Origin of the sequence: Streptomyces sp. RPT161, assembly GCF_027533845.1 — a bacterium.
Lineage (GTDB): Bacteria > Actinomycetota > Actinomycetes > Streptomycetales > Streptomycetaceae > Streptantibioticus_A > Streptantibioticus_A silvisoli_A.
In genome coordinates this window covers 105,346-122,958 of record NZ_JAPZVN010000011.1, presented here as the reverse complement: position 1 = coordinate 122,958, position 17,613 = coordinate 105,346, and the positions used below count along the sequence as shown (strand labels likewise).

Here is a 17,613-nt window from a genome sequence, read left to right as displayed (position 1 = left end):
ACGTCAGGCGCCTCCTGACACTCCCTGTGGAACGTTGCGTGGCGGCATCCGGATTCGACGTCCTTGCACCTTGAGCGCCTCGGGTCCTCACGAACTTCAAGCGCAAAGCGGACTCGAGACGCCCTGCGCGGCTGGGCGCAGCGACATGGTGGCCGGTGGTAGCTGGCGAGGCGGTGCCAGGCAGCAGCGGTCGGCCGCCGCGGGGGTGGGGCAGTAGCGGGTTCCGGACGAGCCGATCCCTGCTCGTCGCAGCGATGCTGCCGTCGAAGAAATTTTCGCCCATAGTGGCTATATGGGCCTATGGGGCAAGCGGGACGACATGATCGTTCACCAGAGCGAGCCGTACAACGCTGAACCACCTGGTGAGGCGCTCATGCACCAGGTCACGCCCCTCGACACCTTCTACGGCCGCAATCACGGGCCGATCCCTCACATTGACGCGGCGCTTTGGCGGCTGCGGGTGGACGGCCTGGTCGATCGCCCACTGGAGCTTTCGATGGAGGACTTGCAGGGCCGCTTCCGCGAGCGAACGGTGGTGGCGACACTGCAGTGCGCGGGCAATCGCCGTGCTGAGCTCATGCGGTTCCGCGACATACCAGGCCAGGTCCCGTGGGGGCCGGGGGCCGTCTCCACGGCACGCTGGAGCGGCGCGAGCCTGGCGGACGTGCTGGCTGAGGCCGGACTGCAGGCGGAAGCCGCCCACGTAGCCTTCATCGGCACCGACGTGTCCCAGGGCGCCGAGCCGCCGCAGCCTTTCGGCGGCTCCATACCGGCGGCGAAGGCGACCTCCAGCGAGGTGCTCCTAGCCTGGGCGATGAACGACCAGGCGCTGCCTGCCGCGCACGGCGCACCACTGCGCGTGGTCGTCCCTGGCTGGATCGGGGCCCGCAGCGTCAAATGGGTCCAGCGCATCACCGTGCAGACCGTACCGTCCGAGAACTACTTCCAGACCGAATACAGCGTCCTGCCAGCCGAAGCCGAACCTGAGCAGACCGAGGCGACCGACGGCATCACCCTCGGCCCGATAGCGATCCACTGCACCATCGTGCGGCCCGGCGAGGGCGCACGGCTGCATCCCGGGGCAACTGAGATCACCGGATTCGCCTTCGCTGGGGACGACCGGACCGTGGCACGCGTCGACGTATCCCCCGACGGTGGGAGCAGCTGGGTGCACGCGGATCTGGACGCCCCGGAGAATCCGTGGACGTGGCAGCACTGGCGCATCACGCTCGCCCTGCCTGCAGGGGCGACGGAACTGCTCGCCCGGGCCTGGGACTCCACCGCGGCCGTGCAGCCCGAATCACTGGCGACCGTCTGGAACCCCCGGGGGTACTCCAACAACTCCTGGGCCCGCGTGCGCGTCACATGCAGCCACTAACCCCGCTCCGGCGGAGGCGGTTCAAGGACGGTGCGGTGGCGGCGGGCAACACAAGCATGTACAGCCAGCTTCGCTGGGGGGCGAGTCGATTTCCCACACCGGGTCCCGGCGCCGACAGGGTGCCCGAGCGCGAGACGCCGCGCTCCACCGCCGCAGGAACACAGCACGGTCGCGGCGCCATCACCGAACCATCACAGCTGAAGTATTCGCCATCCCCGGCCTGTTGACGCCACGAGGATTGGTGATTCGTCAGACCGTTCAAAGGGGGATGGCCATGAGCCGCACCACCACATCGTCCGCCCTAGCCCCGCACCGCGGTGCCATATCCACTGGCGCCGCTCCTGGCACGTGGAAGTTCCGGAGGGCCGCAGCGGCCGTCATGGTCGCCGCGGCCCTCCTTGTCCCAGTGGGCGAAGCACAGGCGGCAACGGCCCGCCCGACCGCCCACTGCGCACACCACACGACGGGCACCTGCCCCCCTGGGTCAGGCATCCGCGTGGAGCCACCGCCCAGTGCAAGGACGGCACGTTCAGCTACTCCGCCCACTTCTCTGGCACCTGCTCACACCACCGGGGCGTTCGCTACTGGTTCAAGTAGGCCACTCCCGGAAGGCGCGGGACGCGGCTGAGCCACCAGCCGCGTGCGCACCACTCCGCAGGGTGCGGGCGTTCGGTTGCCTGCACTGCTGACCCGGCCCAGCGCTTGAGCCAAGGGCACCCGGCGGCCAGGTGCGGTGTACCCCTGCGGACGGATCAGCTCGGGGTCAAGGCTCGCGAGGCCGATCCGACCTGGCGCGCCCGCTTCACGCCCTCCGTACCGACCGACGCGATCCGGGCGTTCACCGCCGCCCTGCTCGCCACATCCTGACCCCGATCCCCAACTCAAGCCGCCCGAGCCGCCTCCCGCCTCGGGCGGCTCGTCTTCCGCCACACCACTTCACCAACAGGAACGAAACCATCACCGCCTTGACCGATTCCCTCCAGCCACTGCCGACGCTCCGGCACACCCCCATGCCTGCCGGTACCGCAGCGAGGTCGCCCACTTCGGATGGCCGCAGTGCGGGCCCCCGGTCGAGCGGTGCGTCCAGGGTTGCACCCTTCACGCCCAACGGGGCGATTGCGTCTTCACGCCGCTCGCCCTCGGCGTCCAGGGGCGTCAGGCCAGTAGGGCCGAGCCGAGGTGGTCGTCAGGTCCGGTGACGCCGGGCAGGGCGAAGAAGTAGCCGCCACCGGTCGGGGAGATGTAGTCGACCAGCGGCTCGCCGGCCAGGCGGTGCTGGACGGCCTGGAACTGGCGGGCCACGTCCTGCTGGTAGCAGCAGAAGACCAGGCCGACGTCGAGGTTGCCGTCGAGGTCGAGCCCGCGCTCGTAGTTGTAGGCCCGGCGCAGGATCTGCTGGTTCGCGGTGGCCTGGGTGCGCGGGTTGGCGAGCCTGATGTGGGCGTTCATCGGGGTCAGCAGCCCCAGGGGATCGGCGTGGTAGTCGGGCGGGTCGGACTCCCGGGTTCCGTCCAGCGGCGCTCCGCTGTCGCGCCGCCGTCCGATCATGTTCTCCTGCTCGTGCAGCGAGACCCGGTCCCAGAACTCGACCAGCATCCGGATGATCCGCACCACCTGGTACGAGCCGCCCTCGACCCAGGCGGGTTCGCCGGAGGAGCCACCGTGTGTCCACAGCACCGCGTCCGCTACCGAGCCGTCACCGACGTCGGGGTTGGCGATGCCGTCCTTGAAGCCGAGTTGGTTGCGTGGGGTACCGCTCGGTCGCGGTGCCGCGTGGAATCCGTCGACCTTCCAACTCGCCTGCATCGCACCGCGGGTGTGCCTGGTGATGTCGCGCAGTGCGTGCATCACGGTGTCCCGGGAATCAGCGCAGATCTGCAGCATGATGTCACCGTGCAGTTCCCTGGAACCCACCAGGTCGTCGTCCGGAAAGACCGGCATCGGCACCAGCTTCGCGGGCTTGCGCGTGGCCAACCCGTAACGCCCGTCGAAGAGCGAGGCGCCGACGGCGACCGTGACGGTCAGGCCGTCGGCGGGCAGTACCGGGCCGAGTGTGGCACTGTCACTGGGTGGGGAGGCGAGGTCGGTGGCGGGCACCGGGCCACCGGCGGTCAGCGCGCGGATCCGGTCGGTCAGGGTCTGGAAGAGCCCCAACAGGCCGCCCCGGTCGCGCCCGATGACGGTGAAGGCGACGAACGACGCCGCGGCCTGCTGCGGGGTGGTGATGCCCGCCTGGTGCGGTCCGTGGAAGGGGATCAGCCGACCGGACGGCCCCGGGCCGGGCTCGGCGGCCGCCGTCACCGCCCCGGCCAGTGCCCCCGCGCCGACCGCGGCGCCGACGGTGGCCCCCAAGGTGGCGCCGCGCAGGAAGGAGCGTCGGCGCAGCGGTTCGGCCTGACCTGCGGCCATCGGGCAGCCGCCGGGAGCGGGAGTGTGGGGGGCGTTCATCTGTTGCCTCCGAAGAGACCCCCGGCTGTGGCCGGAGAAGGAATCGGAACTCGTGCGGAGCGGGTCGGGGACAGGCGTCCAACCGTCATTCGGACCTCCGTCCACCATCGACCGCACGCAGGCGCCTTGCCTGTCTTGTGTCACTCCGTTTCCGGCCGGCTGAGGAGGTCATGCGTGGTTCCTTGGAGTGAGCAGGTTGGGTACGGCGGCCAGTTCCTCCAGGAGGTGGCCGAGGTCGCCGTCGAGCCTTCGACGCTGGGAGGCGTCGAGCCGGGTCACCGGCGTCCAGACGCCGGAGGCGCTCCGATGGGACGTCACCTCAGTCGAATATGCCGCCAACTGCTGGTTCAGCTGGCTGAGCAACTCGGGGTCGCGCGGGCTGAGTACCGGGGCCAGCACGCTCAAATCCTCTTGTGTGCCTTGGATGTTGGCGCTCAGGGTGGCCAGCGTGGTGCCGCTGCCGTAGTCGGCGATGCCGCCCAACTGGAACTGCAGGGCGTTCTCCAGTATTTCGTGCGCGCGTAGTGACAGATCGCCCGGGTCGGTGTCCTCGCTCGGGAAGTCCTGCCGCAGGTTGACGATGTCGGCTACCAGCCGCCGGCCGAGCTGTTGAAGTCGGCTGACGGGCGCACCGTGCCAGAGGCCGTGCTCCAGGGCGAAGAAGCCGGTCCACTGCGGACTGTCCATGCCCTGCGGCAGACCGTTCGCCATCCCGTTGATCGCGTCGTCGTACTCGCCGAAGGAGTGGTAGGCCGCACCCAGGCGCTCATACTCAAGGTGCGCGGTGAGCCAGTCGGTCTTGGCGGCGGCCAGGTCGCCGCGGGTGAGATCGGCTTCCAGGGTACGGGTGGCCGCCAGCAGCCCGGGGAACGCGGCAGTGACGTACGCGCGGTAGGCCTTGACCGGTCCGGTCATCTCCAGGTCGGACAGCGGACGGTAGCCGGCCACCGCGCCGGTGGCGGTGCCGGAGACCCGCACCGTGCGGGAGGTTCTCACCGTCCCGTTCGAGAAGACGCAGCGGATGGCGTAGTCACCGCCGGTCAGTGTGGTCGCCAGCGGCAAGGTCTTGTTCGGGCCGAGCCAGGGGATCTCCGCGTAGGCCAGACTGCCATCGGGCGAGACCACGTAGATGCTGGCGAAGACTTTGTCGCCGTTGGTGACGGCGAAGGAGAGCCGGCCGGCGGGCAGATGCGCGGGAGGCGTGCCGCAACCGGCGGCGTCCACCCGCAGCGATCCGCCGGGCAGGGCTTCGCCGGGCGCCTGCGTGGAGCCGGTCAGCGCGGCCGCCCCCAGCAAGAGTAGGACGGCCAGCCCGGCACCACGCCAACGTCCTTGACGCGCGGGTGATTTGCGGGGTTCGGACAGCACAGGGTCCGGCATGGCGGCGGGATGGTCCCTTCGGTCGTCGGGGCCGGGAGGAGGCGTCCCCCGGGGAGTCCGGGGGACGGATGCGAGGGACGGCTGTCAGCCGAAGATGTCAGTGATCGGCGTGGCGTTGGCGCTCTCGCCGACCGGCGACAGGCCGTAGAACCGCTCCAGAGTGGCGAGCACGTTGTAGTGGTTGATCGCCTCGCTGTACTGGCCGGGCTTCACGCCGGCACCGACGATGATCGTGGGGATCTGGTTGCTCTCGGTGTAGTCGTCCTCGTCCCAGGTGACGACGAGCAGGCTGTTGTTCTGCTGCGCCCAGGTCGCGTAGGAGGAGATGTTGCTCTGCAGCCAGCTGTCCGCCTGGTTGATGGTTCCGTCGTGCATGTCGTCGTCCAGGTTCGGGATCACGAACGACACGGTGGGCAGTGTGCTGTAGTCAGTGGGGAAGGAGCTGAACGGCAGTGAGTCGGCGCCCGGTACGTTGCTGAAGTTGACCCACGGCGAGTGCTTGCGCGCGTAACTGCCGCTCCTGCAAACGGTCGAGCCGGTTCTGGGCAGGTCCTCCGAGTAGCCCTTGAACGTGTAGCCGGCGCCCAGCAGTTCGGAGCCGAGGTTGGGCGTGTCGCCCTCGTTGGTCGGACAGGCGTCGGAAGTGAGCCCGAAGTCACTGCCGCCGAACAGCGCCATGTAGTTCGGCTCGCTGGGGTGTGTGACGGCGAACGACTGGGTCATCAACGCGCCCTGTGACGCCAGGGAGTTGATGTAGGGGGCGTCATTGGTGTCGCCGATGATGTCGTCGTAGGAGTGGTTCTCCTCCATCACGACCACGATGTGCGAGGGAGCGGAGGCGGTGCTCGACGCCAGCTGGGTGCGGGCGGCGGCCGGGCTCTGCGGGAACAGGGCGAAGCACGTGGCGGCGGCGGTCGTCAGGGCGACCGCGGACAACACGGCAAGACGCGACCTCGAACGCATGGACACTGACACTCCAAGGAGAAGCGGCCGGCGTTCGGTAGCCGGCCCACAGGGGAGGTGCTGAAACCCGCGGCCCCGGTCCGTGGTGTGAGCCGCGAACCGGTTCGGGGCGGGGCCGGGCATCGCGCGTCCCGGCTTCGGTGCCGTCGGGGAGTATTCCCGGCGAAGGCACCGCCATGTTGTCGATGAACTGTCAATTTCGTGAACTCATGGGTGACAGCCCATCAGCCGGGGCCGCAGCCCTGATCACCGCGACGCTGACGCACCGCCGGGTAGTGGTGCGCCGCAAGGTGGTTCCGCGGCGGGCGAGCAGGCACCGTAACGCCGCGCGGCCGATCCTGATCAGGCTTCAGGATGACTTCGCCGGACTGACCTGGCACGACGCACTCGCGGTCAGCCATGACAGGATCATCGGGATGTTCCACCTGATCGCCTCGCGGGTCTTCGCGCGGCTGATCCCGCTCTACGCACACCACTCCAACGAGACCGGCCGAGTTGCTGACGCCCTGTCAGGTAAGACGGAAACGCGGACATACCAGGCCAGATCATTGATCAGTCGGGGCAGCCGGTCAGGCATACCCAGGCCGGTACCTTCGATGGCGGCCTCGGAGCTCTGTTCGCCGGACGCGGGTTCCCGGATCGAAGAAAAGAGCGGTGAAATTCCGTACCGCCTCGGCGATCCGGATGTAATTGCCAGGAAGCTCGCTCTATCGAAAACCTCTTAGCTTTGCTAACGTGTCTGTTGCGTATTCTTCCGAGCACCGTCGGGAGTCGATGGGGATGCACCGCAAAAGCATATGATCGGCCACCCGCTCAACGCCATTGAGTGCTGGCTGTCCCCTGTCCCGGGAAGAGGGAACCGATGAGCCGGACGACGACCCGTCCAGCTCCCTGATCATGGGGTGATCAGGGTAAATGCGAGGTCAGTCCGTAACGCTCCCCTCGCTTCGTGCATTTTTCGCACCTTTGCCGGGCCTTTCGCGCTTGCTCGAAGCGCGACGTTTCCCCCGATCGACATGAATTCAGGGATGCGCATGAAAGCTTTTCGTGCAACTCGGGAGTTCCCCCTCGCATTGCGGTTGCTGTTGATCAACCAATTCGGGGTCGACATCGGGTTCTACATCCTGGTGCCGCTTCTGGCGGTTTATCTGCGGCGAGATCTCGGCCTCTCCGCCGCCTCTGTCGGTCTCGTACTGGGGATCCGCAACCTGGGCCAGCAGGGGCTGTTTCTGCTCGGCGGCTCGGCCACCGACCGGCTGGGGCCCCACACCGTGATCATCGCCGGGTGCGCCCTGCGCACCCTGGGCTTCTCGCTCTTCGCCTTCGGTAGCACCCTGCCGGTGGTGTGCGCTGCCTCGGTGCTCAACGGGCTGGCGGCCGGGCTGTTCTATCCGTCCACCCGCGCCTATGTCGCCCTGGCCCCCTGCGTACGCAAGGCGGAGGCCTTCGCCCTGCTCAACGTCTACGCCACCATCGGCTCACTGATCGGACTGGTCCTTGGCAGCGTGGTGTGCGGCACCGACTTCCGGGGCTGGGCGGTGGTCGGCGCCTGCGTCTTCGCCCTGCTGACCGTGGGCCAGGCGATGGTGCTGCCGAACAGCCCGCCCGTCGCCGCCAGCCGGGGCAGCGTCCTCGGCGACTGGCTGGAGGTCTTCGGAAACCGCAGGTTCCTGCTGTTCTCCTTCGCCACCACCGGCATGTTCATCGTGGAGAACCAACTCTGCCTGCTGCTACCGGAAGGCGCCCGCAACGCCTCCGGCTGGGAAGGCGCGGCCGGCGTGCTGCTGGGCCTGGGCGCGGTCGCCAACTGCTTCCAACTGCCCATCACCAGGGCGTTGGAACGGCATGGCGGCGGCCCGCGCTGGGTCGCCCCGGGCCTGGTGGTGATGGCACTGTCCTTCCTGCCACCGCTGCTGATCTGCCATCGGCAACCGCCCACCGGCCTGGCGCAGATCGTCCCACGGATGGTGATCTTGAGCATCGGCTCACTGCTCCTGTTCGGCGGCACCATGGTCGCCCACCCCGCGGTGCTGGAGATGATCCCCAGGTTCGGACGGGAGTCCCTGGCCGGCACCTACTTCGGGTTGTTCTACGTCTTCGCCGGGCTGACCGCGGCCGGCGGCAACGCGATGGTCGGCTGGTCCATGGACGTCGCCAAACGGTTTGCCGTGCCCTGGCTGCCCTGGGTGTGCTGCACGTGTTTCGGCCTCTCCTCGGCGACGGCCGTGGCCCTCATGTACCGGATGCGGAAGCTGCCGGACCGCACCGGCGCCCCGGGGGTGGAGGGCACCATGATCTCGCCCGGCCTGCCGGCGACCTCCGGTTCGGAGGCCGGCGGCGGGCCGGAGGCGGCGGGCTCCTGGGGCACCGGCCGCCTGCCCGGTCCCGCCCGGCAAGCGGTGGACGACGCCGAACGACAGCCCCCGCGCTGAACGGCCCCCCGGCGCGGCCCAGCCTTCTGCCCCAGCGACTTCTACTTCGGCGGTGGGGGGTAAGCGTGGTGGCACGTATTCGACGGATGGTGGCCGAGTTGCCGAGGTCGGGCGCCTACGGCGGCCTGTCGTGCGGATGTCGCACGAGTTGTCGTATCGCCGGAAAGCCACGTTCTCGTCTCGGCAATATGCCAGCAAAGCGGGACAGAACTGTCAAGAACCGGTGTGGTCGACGGCGTAGCGTCCATGTCCGTACCTGCGGAGGGAGGTCCTCCGACTTCCTGGAAGGAGCCCGTTGTGGCATTGCAGCATGCTGCCTGCCCACCAAGCTGTACCTGTGATGATCACGTGTCGTCCGGTGCGCCGTTGCGTCTTGCCCGTACGGAGTTGCCTGAGGAGGAGATGGAGCCGGAGGCCGCCTACCGGTTGGTCCACGACGAACTGATGCTGGACGGCAACGCGCGGCTCAACCTGGCCACTTTCGCGACCAGTTGGATGGAGCCCCAGGCACGGGCGCTGATGGACGAGTCGTTGGCGAAGAACGCCGTCGACCGCGAGGAGTACCCGCAGACCGCGGCCATGGAGGAACGGTGCGTGCGCATGCTCGCACGGTTGTGGAACGCGCCGTTTCCGGACGCCTGTGTCGGCTGCTCCACCACCGGCTCCAGTGAGGCCGCGATGCTCGCCGGACTGGTACTCAAACACCGCTGGCGGGAGCGTCGCCGCGCAAGTGGCCTCGATTCCGGTCGCCCCAACCTGGTGATGGGCGCCAACGTCCAGGTCTGCTGGAAGAAGTTCGCCCGGTACTTCGACGTGGAGCCACGACTCGTCCCGCTGGAGAACGGCCGCTACCACCTCACCCAGGAACTCCTCGCCCAGTACTGCGACCAGAACACCATCGGTGTCGTCTCCGTCCTGGGTTCCACCCTCGACGGCTCCTACGAACCCGTCGACCGGATCTGCGCCGCGCTGGATGCCCTCCAGCAGCGGACCGGCATCGACATCCCCGTCCACGTGGACGGGGCCTCCGGGGCCATGGTCGCCCCCTTCATGGATCCTGACCTCGACTGGGACTTCCGGTTGCACCGCGTGGTGTCCATCAACGCCTCCGGCCACAAGTTCGGCCTGGTCTACCCCAGCATCGGCTGGGCGGTCTGGCGTGACGCCGAGACCGTCCCGCAGGAGCTGATCTTCCAGGTCAACTACCTCGGCGGCCATATGCCGACCCTCGGGCTAAGCTTCTCACGTCCCGCCTCCCAGGTGGTGGCCCAGTACTACAGCTTCCTGCGCTACGGCCGCAGCGGGCTGCGCCGGATTCAAGGACGCTGCCGTAGCATCGCGCGGGCACTGGCCGAGGAGATCGCCGCGATCGGCCCTTACCGGCTGCTCAGTGACGGATCCCAACTTCCGGTGCTCGCTTTCCATCTGGCCCCGGAGGCCGGCAACTTCACCGTCTTCGATGTCTCCCGCACCCTGCGCGAACGAGGCTGGCAGGTCCCCGCGTACACCCTTCCGCGCAACCGCGCGGACCTGGCCGTCCTGCGCGTGGTGGTCCGGCACGGGTTCAGCGGTGAGCTGGCCCAACTGTTCCTGGACGACCTGCGCCGCGTCACGGACCAACTGGCCAAACAGTACGGCCCTCGCGTCGTACTGCGTGGGGGGAGCCAGAAGCCTGCACCGTCGCCCTCGATGATCAGCGGCGGCAAAGGCACCGCTGGCTGAACGGCGTGGCGGTGGCCCGTCGGTCGACTCCCTTCATAGCCCGCGGGCTCCCGCAGGCCCAGTGCTCGCCTGCTCCCTGTGGGGTTGCTGAGTGGCTCCTCCACGCTCGCCTCTGTCCAGGTCATCCACGAAGCGGCGTGATGGAGTGCCGCCGGACACCGCCAGCAGCCGGGGACCGCAGCCGTTGCAGTACGCCATCGACTCCGGCTCGGCGTCCGCTGGCATCGACTCAAAACCAACATCACCAAGCATGACAGGGTGACAACGGTAAGCGGCGAGCCGAGTCGGGCGGATGGGGACGCACGCCAGAACCGCGCCGAGTCTGTGCCACTACTTCCGCATGATGGCGGGTTCGTGCCGACGCAGCATTCTCAACACGAGGATGCCCTCAATGACCGAGAGCACGAGCATCATGCCCATGTTCAGCCCCCAAACGCCCGGCGAGTGCGTGAAGAGCGGATCCGCGGTGTTGGTCGAGGGCGCGATGGCATGCAGGTCGACCGTCCCGGCGACGGCACCGAACGCCCAGCGCGACGCCACCAGCCAGGAGAGCTGCTCCAGCCCGAGCACTCCGTTGAGCTTGAGCAGCGCGCCGCAGAACACAACCTGGACGAGGGTGACAAAGACCAGCAGCGGCATGGTGCCCTCCTCCTTCCGCACCAGCGCGGAGACGAGCAGTCCCAGCATCATGGAAGTGAAGGAGAGCAGCGCCACGGCGAGGGTGATCTCAAGGAGCGGCGGAAGAGACACCGCGCCCCGGCCATGGATCCCCAGACCCACTCCGGAAAGCCCGACGAGAGTGAGCACCACGGCCTGGCCCACAGTGATGGCGCCAAGTACCACGATCTTGGAGAACAGGTAGGCAGCACGAGACAGCCCCACTGCCCGCTCCCGCTGGTAGATCGCCCGCTCCTTGGCCAGCTCCCGCACGGCGTTGGCCGCCCCGGTGAGCACCCCTCCGACGCACAGGATGAGGAGCGCGTTGAGCGCCGTGTTCTGATTGAGCTGGCTCCCTGCGAGAGCACGAGCCATCGCCCCCATGACGAACGGCAACGCGACCATGATCGTCAAGAAGGTCCGGTCGGACGCGAGTACGGCCGCATAGCGGCGAATCAGCGTACCGAGCTGGACGGTCCTGCTCTGTGGCTTGGGCAGCTGGACGGTCGCATGCCCCGGGCAGCTCCTGGGGCGCGGCTGTTCCATGGCCTCGACGATGTACTCATCGTGCAGGGGCGAAGCGCGGTATTCGGCGGCCCAGTCCCGTTCCTTGTCGTGCTCGAACGCTTCGAACGCCTCGGGCCAGTGGTCGAACCCGAGGGTGGGCAAAGTCTTGTCCGGCGGCCCGTAGTAGGCGAGCCTGCCCCCGGGGGCGAGGACGAGGAGACGGTCGCACACATCGAGGTTGAGCACGCTGTGGGTCACGACGATGACGGTGCGTCCGTCGTCCGCGAGGCCGCGCAGCATCTTCATCACCGAGCGGTCCATACCGGGGTCTAGGCCCGAGGTCGGCTCATCCAGGAAGAGGAGTGACGGCTTGGTGAGCAGTTCGAGGGCCACACTGACCCTCTTGCGCTGGCCGCCCGACAGGCTGTGGATCCTCTGGTCGGCTCGGGCCTCCAGGCCCAGGTCGCTGATCACCTCGTCCACCCGCGACTGCCGCTCGGTCTTGTCGGTGTCTGCCGGGAAGCGCAGCTCGGCGGCGTAGCTCAGAGCTCGGCGCACGGACAGCTGGGAGTGCAGGATGTCCTCCTGCGGCACCAGGCCGATCCGTTGGCGCAGCTCCGCGTAGTCCCGGTAGAGATCGCGGCCGTCGTACAGGACCGTGCCACCGTCCGCCGGGCGCAGGCCGGTGAGCGCGTTGAGAAGGGTGGACTTGCCTGAGCCGCTCGGACCGACGACAGCGAGCAGGCACTTTTCCCCGACGGGAAACGACAGGCGCTCAAGGAGCGTCTTGCGGCCGTCGTCGACCCGCACCTCCAGATCCTGGACGCTCAGCGAGACCTCACCGATGTCGACGAACTCCAGGAGCTCGTTCCCGACGAGGCGGAAGTCCGCGTGACCGATGCCGATGATGTCGCCCTGATGAACCACCGCCCGCAAGACCGGCTGGCCATTGAGATACGTACCGTTGTGGCTGCCCAGATCAACGATCTCGTAGCTGCCGTCGGGCCGTGCCCTGAGTTCCGCGTGGTCGCGTGAGACCAGGAGATCGTCGACGACGAGGTCGTTGTCAGGTGAACGACCGATCCTGATCGTGCGTACCGGCAGTGGCCGGATCAAGATCGGGCTGCGGAACTCGCCCGTCGCCGACGGCACCTCCGCCGGGGCGGTCCGGCTCTCTGGGGCACCCGGCACGCTGCTGAGCGTTACCCACGGACCGTCGTCGGGGTCCCCGAACCTTATGACGCTGCCCGGACCGACCTGAGCATGACGCACTCGTCGGCCGTCGGCGTACGTTCCGTTGGCACTGCCTGCGTCCGCCAGTATCCAGCCGCCCCTGGCCGGACGAAGCACCGCATGGTGCCAGGAGACCCGGGGATCCGCGCACACAACTTCCCCCATCGGGTCGCGCCCGAAGTGGTAGGAGCGGCTCGGAAGGATGACCTGGGAATCGCCTTTCGTCCCAAGGACCAGTTCAGGCGCGAAGGATGGGAGCAATCGCCTTCCCATGAGCGGAATTTTACCGTCGGGAGGCTTGGCACGCCTGGGCGGAAGCGTGGGTCTCGGCCGTCATCCGCAACCTGGCCGCCAAGACGAGCACACCCTGTTCCCGGAGCGGGTGCGGCGCAGAACATTCCTAGACAGTGAACGCCCACTTGGCGCTAGCTGCCAGGAGGGCAGTGACGGGCGGAAGGGCGACCTCGCCGACCTTGACGGCCAGGCATGGCCGACGCATTACCGGTGCACCGCGACCGCCGTCGACACCGGCGAGGTCGTGGTGTTCACCTCCGAATCCCAAGTGGAACCGCATCGCGCCGCTGTTTCGCGTGGCGACTGGACCTCAACTCTTGACGGCCTCTGCGATCCGCACGGCGGCCTGGGCGGGCGTGAGGTGCGTGGTGTCGACTACCTCGGCCTCGTCGTGTAGCCACGTGCGGGCCGCCTCGGCGTACGGCTCAAGGTATTTGAGACGGAACGGGGAGTTGGGGCCAACAACGGTGTCGGCCGCGATGCGCCCGCGGAGGGTGTCCTGGTCAGCGTGGAGGACGAAGTGCCGTATCGGAATGGCATGTTGGGCGAGGCCCACGCTGATCTCGCGCCAGTACTGCTCGACCAGGACGGTCATGGGCATCACCAGAGTGCCGCCGGTGTAGTCGAGTACGCGGCGGGCGGTCTCGACTACGAGCTGCCGCCACGGCGGCCAGTGCTGGAAGTTGTCCGTCCTGGGCAGCCCCGGCGTGATGTCCATGAGTGTCTCGCCGACCTTCTCGGCGTCGAACACCCGTGAATCCGGGATCAGTGGCTGCACGAGCGCACTGGTCGTCGTCTTGCCTGCGCCGTGGGTGCCGTTGAGCCATACGATCATGCGACCGACGCTACCGCTGTGCGGGCCTGGGGAACGGGCACAGCAGCAACCCGGTACGGCTTCGGCGCTTCTTAGGGGCACACCTCGACGACGGCTTGACCTGCTGCATGGCCACACGCTGAGGGCGATAGTCGGCACCGAAGGCGGCGTACTTGCCACCAGCTCCGGGTTTGCAGTCCCGCCGTCACCGACGCCGGGCCTGAGGCACGTCGTGACGGCGGGCACTGACAATCCCCCCGTCGGTGGGGCCAGCCTCAGGCCAGGGCTCCCTCGTTGACACCGTCCCATTGCAGCTTGACGGCGGTCAGGTCCGGGAGGGTGCCGCCCGAAGGCAGAACTCCCTCCAGTGTGAAGTTCATCGGCCCCGCGGCGCGGAGGAAGGCGCCGCCGGTGGGGGATCCGTCGGGATTCGTGCCCTGGGGCGGCGGCGGGAAGTGCGTGAGAGTGCCGGTTGCCTGCGCTGGTGTCGTCATCCTGAACGTCAGAGGGCCGGCGAGGTCACCAAGCCGGTCGATGGTCATCTTCGGTGACATGAGCAAGGTCTCGATGAGCCCGGCGGGGCCCAGCTTGAGGATGCTGCTCGGTGAGGTGTCGATGTCCGGCTCGCTCAAGGTGACCTTCCCCAGCAGTGGATGGTCTGCCTCCAGCGACAGGCTCAGGATCTGCATACGGACGAAGTCGGTGCCGCCGATGAGGATCTTCACGGTCTGCGAGCCAAGGAAGTTCAGCCGCGGAAGCGGCTTGGGCAGTGGCAGGACCAGAGAGGCCCCGAAGATGTTCAGGCTGAGGTTGACGGTCTGTGCGATGGGTGGCAGCAGCGCATCCGCCCGGCGCGAGGCTGCGTGGGCCGCCGGCCCGGCCGTCGCAAACAGCCCTGCCCCGGCAAGGGCGGCAACCGCTGCCTGACGCAGTACGTGGCGTCGCCCCAAGGGCGCAGAAGAGGTCATGAGGTTGATTGTCGGCAACCTCACCAGGTACAAGGGCGACGCTGGCGAACCATCCGCCATACGAGTGACGGCAGGCCCGCATCATGTGGGTTGGCCCGTTCCTGTGACGACTTGCGCCCCTGGAGCGGCGGAGTTGGCGCCGCCCCCATCGGCACCGCCATCGGCCCCGACAGCAAGGCATTGATCGGAATGTGCGGCTCGGCCCGCTGCCCGCAGGCCACCCCGGCCCCAGCACCGTCAAGACCGTCCCGACTGGCCCCTGTCCTACCTGGAGGAACTGTTCCTCACGCGCGTTGAGAACGGCAGGTGACCTCCCAGGCCGCCTCGATCATCCGGAAGATCTCGTCCACAGCGGCCTCGGGGTCGGCCGCCTCACGGGCCAGCGAATGGGCGTCGATCACGAACCTCGCGATCGTCCGGCAGGCCGTTGTGGTGTGCGACAGGTCGAGATCGGCGGCGATGGCCGTGGCCAGCGACTGTGCGTGGCGCAGCCTCATCGACTCCTCGTACTCCCGCAGGGCAGGTGATTCGTCGACCATGCGCCAGATCGGGGCGGCGCTGTCCGCCGCGCAGTGTCGCACCAGGGCCTGCATCTCGCGGCGCAGCGCAGGGATGAGCGGCTCGTGCGGCGCCCGGCCGGTGACCGCCTGCGTGAGGCGTTGCTCGAAGTCTTCGTCCTGCTCGAACACCAGGGCCTCTTTCGAGGCGAAGTGGGAGAAGAGCGTGGTGACGGCCACGTCGGCCTCAGCGGCCACGTCTCGGATGCCCACCGCGTCGTACCCGCGTTCCAGGAAGAGCCGCAGGGCGGCGTCAGCGATCTTCTGGCGGGTCGCGGCCTTCTTACGTTCACGGCGTCCGGACGGCTCGTTCATGGGCCTGACGCTATCAGACACAAAGACGGAACTGTTTCGAAACACTAACCGTTAGTGCTACGGTCGGCCGCATGAAGAAGGTGAGCTTCGCCGAGTTCGGCGGTCCGGACGTTCTGCAACTCGTAGACGCCGAGGAGCCCCACGCGGGCCCCGGCCAGGTACGCATCGCCGTGCGGGCGGCGGGCGTGAACCCCGTCGACTGGAGGATCCGTGAAGGCCAGTTCCAGAAGGTCCATCCCATCGAGTTGCCCGCCGGGGTCGGACAGGATGCCGCCGGGGTGGTGGACGAGGTCGGCGAGGGCGTCGACGGGGTCGAGGTCGGCGACCACGTCTTCGGCGAAGGCTCAAGCACCTATGCCGAGTTCGCCGTGCTGTCGGCCTGGGCCCGTATGCCCGATGGGTTGACGTTCGAAGAGGCGGCCGGGTACCCCTCCGTGGTGGAGACCGCGCTGCGCGTCATCCGCCAGGTCGGTGTGCGGTCCGGGCAGACGCTGCTGGTCAGCGGTGCGTCCGGCGGAGTCGGATCGGCGGTGCTGCAGATCGCCCGCGACCGCGGCATCACGGTGATCGGCACGGCTGGGGCCGCGAACCAGGACTATCTGCGGGGCCTGGGCGCCATCGCCACGACGTACGGCGAGGGCTGGGTCGAGCGGGTGCGGCAGCTCGGCCACGTCGACGCGGCTCTCGATCTGGCCGGCTCGGGCGTGATCCGTGAGCTCGTCGAGCTGACCGGGGATCCGCAGAAGGTGATCTCCATCGCCGATCTCGCCGCGCCGGAGTTCGGTGTCCGATTCTCCGGCGTGGCCGGGAGCATGCCGGAAGCGCTCGCTGAGGCCGCCGGCCTCATCTCGCGGGGAAAGCTCCACATCCCGGTCGAGAAGTCGTACACGCTCGCCGAGGCCACGGCGGCGCACATCGACAGCCACGCCGGTCACACGCGCGGGCGCCGGGTCGTGGTCGTCTAGGACTCCAGGTCAGCGTGTGGCGTGGGACCGACACACCCGTGCGGCGGGCGGACTTGTCGCCGGTGGCGGATGTGGGGGGCGATGCTGCGGAGCTTCTCCCGAGTTACCTCGAACCCCCTGTTCGGAGTCGACCCTGCCATGACTCCCGCGGCCCGCTCTGAGCCACGTTCGCCCATCGTGGTGGAAAACCGTCCGCAGGACCAGTGCCGCGTCCACGACACCTTCCGTGTCTGCCGTGATCACAGCGCCGCCGTACAAGCCTCGCGGCGCCTCCTCGTACCGGGACAGCGCCGCCAGGGCCTCCCCCTTCGGTGCGCCCGTCACCGTACCCGCGGGGAACAGCACCCTGAACGCGTCCCAGGGGGCCTTGGCCCTCCCGCAGCAGACCGCTCACGCGCGAGGCCAGGTGCTGGACGGATCCGCGTTCCTTGGCGTCCATGAATTCCTCCACGACCACCGAGCCGGGACGGCAGACGTCCGTGACTTCCTGGCAGGCCAGCCGTACGGAGACGGCGTGCTCGTGCACCTCCTTCGGGTCGGCCAGCAACTCCCGCCGCAGGCGCTCGTTTTCCGCCGCGTCCGTGCCCAGGGCGCGCGTGCCCGCCAGTGGCTGGGTGGCGACCCTGCCTTCCCGCTCCGCCTCGACGACGGTCTCCGGGCTGGAGTCCGCTGCCTGCCAGCCAGCCACCCAGGCCCAAAAGGAAGGAACGGACGGGGTGTTGACCCTGCGGCCGGCCAGGTAGGTCGCGGGTAGGCCCACGGGCCCGCCGGTGAGGATCACGGGCCGGGGCAGGACGGCCTTGTCCAGGCGTCCCGCCTTGATGTCCGCGATCGTCGCGGCCACCGCCTTGCGGTAGTCGTACGGGTCCGCGGCTGTCACGTCGCCGTCCGTTCGCTCCCAGGCCGCCGGGGCTGAGACCGGTGCGGTCAGGAGGTCCGTCGCCCTCCTCAGCCAACTCGCCGTGTGCGCCTGGGCCGTT

The 17,613-nt window shown here is 68.4% G+C and carries 15 protein-coding genes and 1 pseudogene; 7 read left to right on the top strand and 9 right to left on the bottom strand.

What is annotated here, in order from left to right:
- Nucleotides 1-292 precede the first annotated feature (292 nt).
- The 3 genes from O5O46_RS21955 to O5O46_RS35625 all read left to right on the top strand — a co-directional run bounded on the left by O5O46_RS21955 (nucleotide 293) and on the right by O5O46_RS35625 (nucleotide 2,245).
- On the top strand, nucleotides 293-1,378 hold the full coding sequence (locus O5O46_RS21955) for a sulfite oxidase (RefSeq protein ID WP_269857235.1): 1,086 nt from the start codon (nucleotides 293-295) through the stop codon (nucleotides 1,376-1,378).
- 348 nt (nucleotides 1,379-1,726) lie between these two features.
- The gene (locus tag O5O46_RS21950) at nucleotides 1,727-1,975 is read left to right on the top strand and encodes a DUF3761 domain-containing protein (protein ID WP_269857234.1); all 249 of its coding nucleotides are present in this window, start codon (nucleotides 1,727-1,729) and stop codon (nucleotides 1,973-1,975) included.
- A 105-nt stretch (nucleotides 1,976-2,080) separates the two neighbouring features.
- Nucleotides 2,081-2,245, top strand: coding sequence for a DUF317 domain-containing protein (locus O5O46_RS35625; protein ID WP_443072593.1), 165 nt, complete (start codon nucleotides 2,081-2,083; stop codon nucleotides 2,243-2,245).
- Between the two features lie 288 nt (nucleotides 2,246-2,533).
- Here the strand turns inward: O5O46_RS35625 and efeB are convergent, their stop codons facing one another.
- The 3 genes from efeB to O5O46_RS21935 all read right to left on the bottom strand — a co-directional run bounded on the left by efeB (nucleotide 2,534) and on the right by O5O46_RS21935 (nucleotide 6,169).
- Nucleotides 2,534-3,826 carry an iron uptake transporter deferrochelatase/peroxidase subunit gene (gene efeB, locus O5O46_RS21945; RefSeq protein ID WP_269857233.1) on the bottom strand — a complete coding sequence of 431 codons (1,293 nt, stop codon included), beginning with the start codon at nucleotides 3,824-3,826 and terminating at the stop codon, nucleotides 2,534-2,536.
- A gap of 168 nt (nucleotides 3,827-3,994) precedes the next feature.
- Nucleotides 3,995-5,206, bottom strand: a complete 1,212-nt coding sequence (locus O5O46_RS21940) for an EfeM/EfeO family lipoprotein (RefSeq protein WP_269857232.1) — start codon at nucleotides 5,204-5,206, stop codon at nucleotides 3,995-3,997.
- 84 nt (nucleotides 5,207-5,290) lie between these two features.
- Entirely contained in the window at nucleotides 5,291-6,169 is an 879-nt protein-coding gene (locus tag O5O46_RS21935; protein WP_269857231.1) for an alkaline phosphatase family protein, read from the bottom strand.
- 176 nt (nucleotides 6,170-6,345) lie between these two features.
- On the opposite strand from O5O46_RS21935, the gene O5O46_RS21930 reads away from it, so the two are divergent.
- The 3 genes from O5O46_RS21930 to O5O46_RS21920 all read left to right on the top strand — a co-directional run bounded on the left by O5O46_RS21930 (nucleotide 6,346) and on the right by O5O46_RS21920 (nucleotide 10,323).
- Complete coding sequence (locus O5O46_RS21930; protein ID WP_269857230.1) at nucleotides 6,346-6,894, top strand: hypothetical protein; 549 nt, start codon at nucleotides 6,346-6,348, stop codon at nucleotides 6,892-6,894.
- A gap of 309 nt (nucleotides 6,895-7,203) precedes the next feature.
- Complete coding sequence (locus tag O5O46_RS21925; RefSeq protein WP_269857229.1) at nucleotides 7,204-8,601, top strand: MFS transporter; 1,398 nt, start codon at nucleotides 7,204-7,206, stop codon at nucleotides 8,599-8,601.
- A 246-nt stretch (nucleotides 8,602-8,847) separates the two neighbouring features.
- The gene (locus O5O46_RS21920; RefSeq protein WP_443072592.1) at nucleotides 8,848-10,323 is read left to right on the top strand and encodes a glutamate decarboxylase; all 1,476 of its coding nucleotides are present in this window, start codon (nucleotides 8,848-8,850) and stop codon (nucleotides 10,321-10,323) included.
- Nucleotides 10,324-10,653: 330 nt separating this feature from the next.
- Here O5O46_RS21920 and O5O46_RS21915 read toward each other — a convergent pair whose 3' ends face one another.
- The 4 genes from O5O46_RS21915 to O5O46_RS21900 all read right to left on the bottom strand — a co-directional run bounded on the left by O5O46_RS21915 (nucleotide 10,654) and on the right by O5O46_RS21900 (nucleotide 15,668).
- Nucleotides 10,654-12,993 (bottom strand): FHA domain-containing protein, encoded by a 2,340-nt coding sequence (locus O5O46_RS21915; protein WP_269857227.1) that lies wholly within the window; start codon nucleotides 12,991-12,993, stop codon nucleotides 10,654-10,656.
- Between the two features lie 331 nt (nucleotides 12,994-13,324).
- On the bottom strand, nucleotides 13,325-13,849 hold the full coding sequence (locus O5O46_RS21910; RefSeq protein WP_269857226.1) for an AAA family ATPase: 525 nt from the start codon (nucleotides 13,847-13,849) through the stop codon (nucleotides 13,325-13,327).
- A gap of 254 nt (nucleotides 13,850-14,103) precedes the next feature.
- Complete coding sequence (locus O5O46_RS21905; RefSeq protein WP_269857225.1) at nucleotides 14,104-14,814, bottom strand: hypothetical protein; 711 nt, start codon at nucleotides 14,812-14,814, stop codon at nucleotides 14,104-14,106.
- Between the two features lie 266 nt (nucleotides 14,815-15,080).
- Nucleotides 15,081-15,668, bottom strand: a complete 588-nt coding sequence (locus O5O46_RS21900) for a TetR/AcrR family transcriptional regulator (protein WP_269857224.1) — start codon at nucleotides 15,666-15,668, stop codon at nucleotides 15,081-15,083.
- A gap of 71 nt (nucleotides 15,669-15,739) precedes the next feature.
- On the opposite strand from O5O46_RS21900, the gene O5O46_RS21895 reads away from it, so the two are divergent.
- Nucleotides 15,740-16,633, top strand: coding sequence for an NADP-dependent oxidoreductase (locus O5O46_RS21895; RefSeq protein WP_269857223.1), 894 nt, complete (start codon nucleotides 15,740-15,742; stop codon nucleotides 16,631-16,633).
- 9 nt (nucleotides 16,634-16,642) lie between these two features.
- Here O5O46_RS21895 and O5O46_RS35620 read toward each other — a convergent pair whose 3' ends face one another.
- Both O5O46_RS35620 and O5O46_RS35615 read right to left on the bottom strand, forming a co-directional pair.
- Entirely contained in the window at nucleotides 16,643-16,957 is a 315-nt protein-coding gene (locus O5O46_RS35620; RefSeq protein WP_443072599.1) for a chorismate-binding protein, read from the bottom strand.
- A gap of 106 nt (nucleotides 16,958-17,063) precedes the next feature.
- Nucleotides 17,064-17,477: pseudogene (locus O5O46_RS35615) on the bottom strand (chorismate-binding protein); the annotation flags it as partial.
- Between the last annotated feature and the right edge of the window lie 136 nt (nucleotides 17,478-17,613).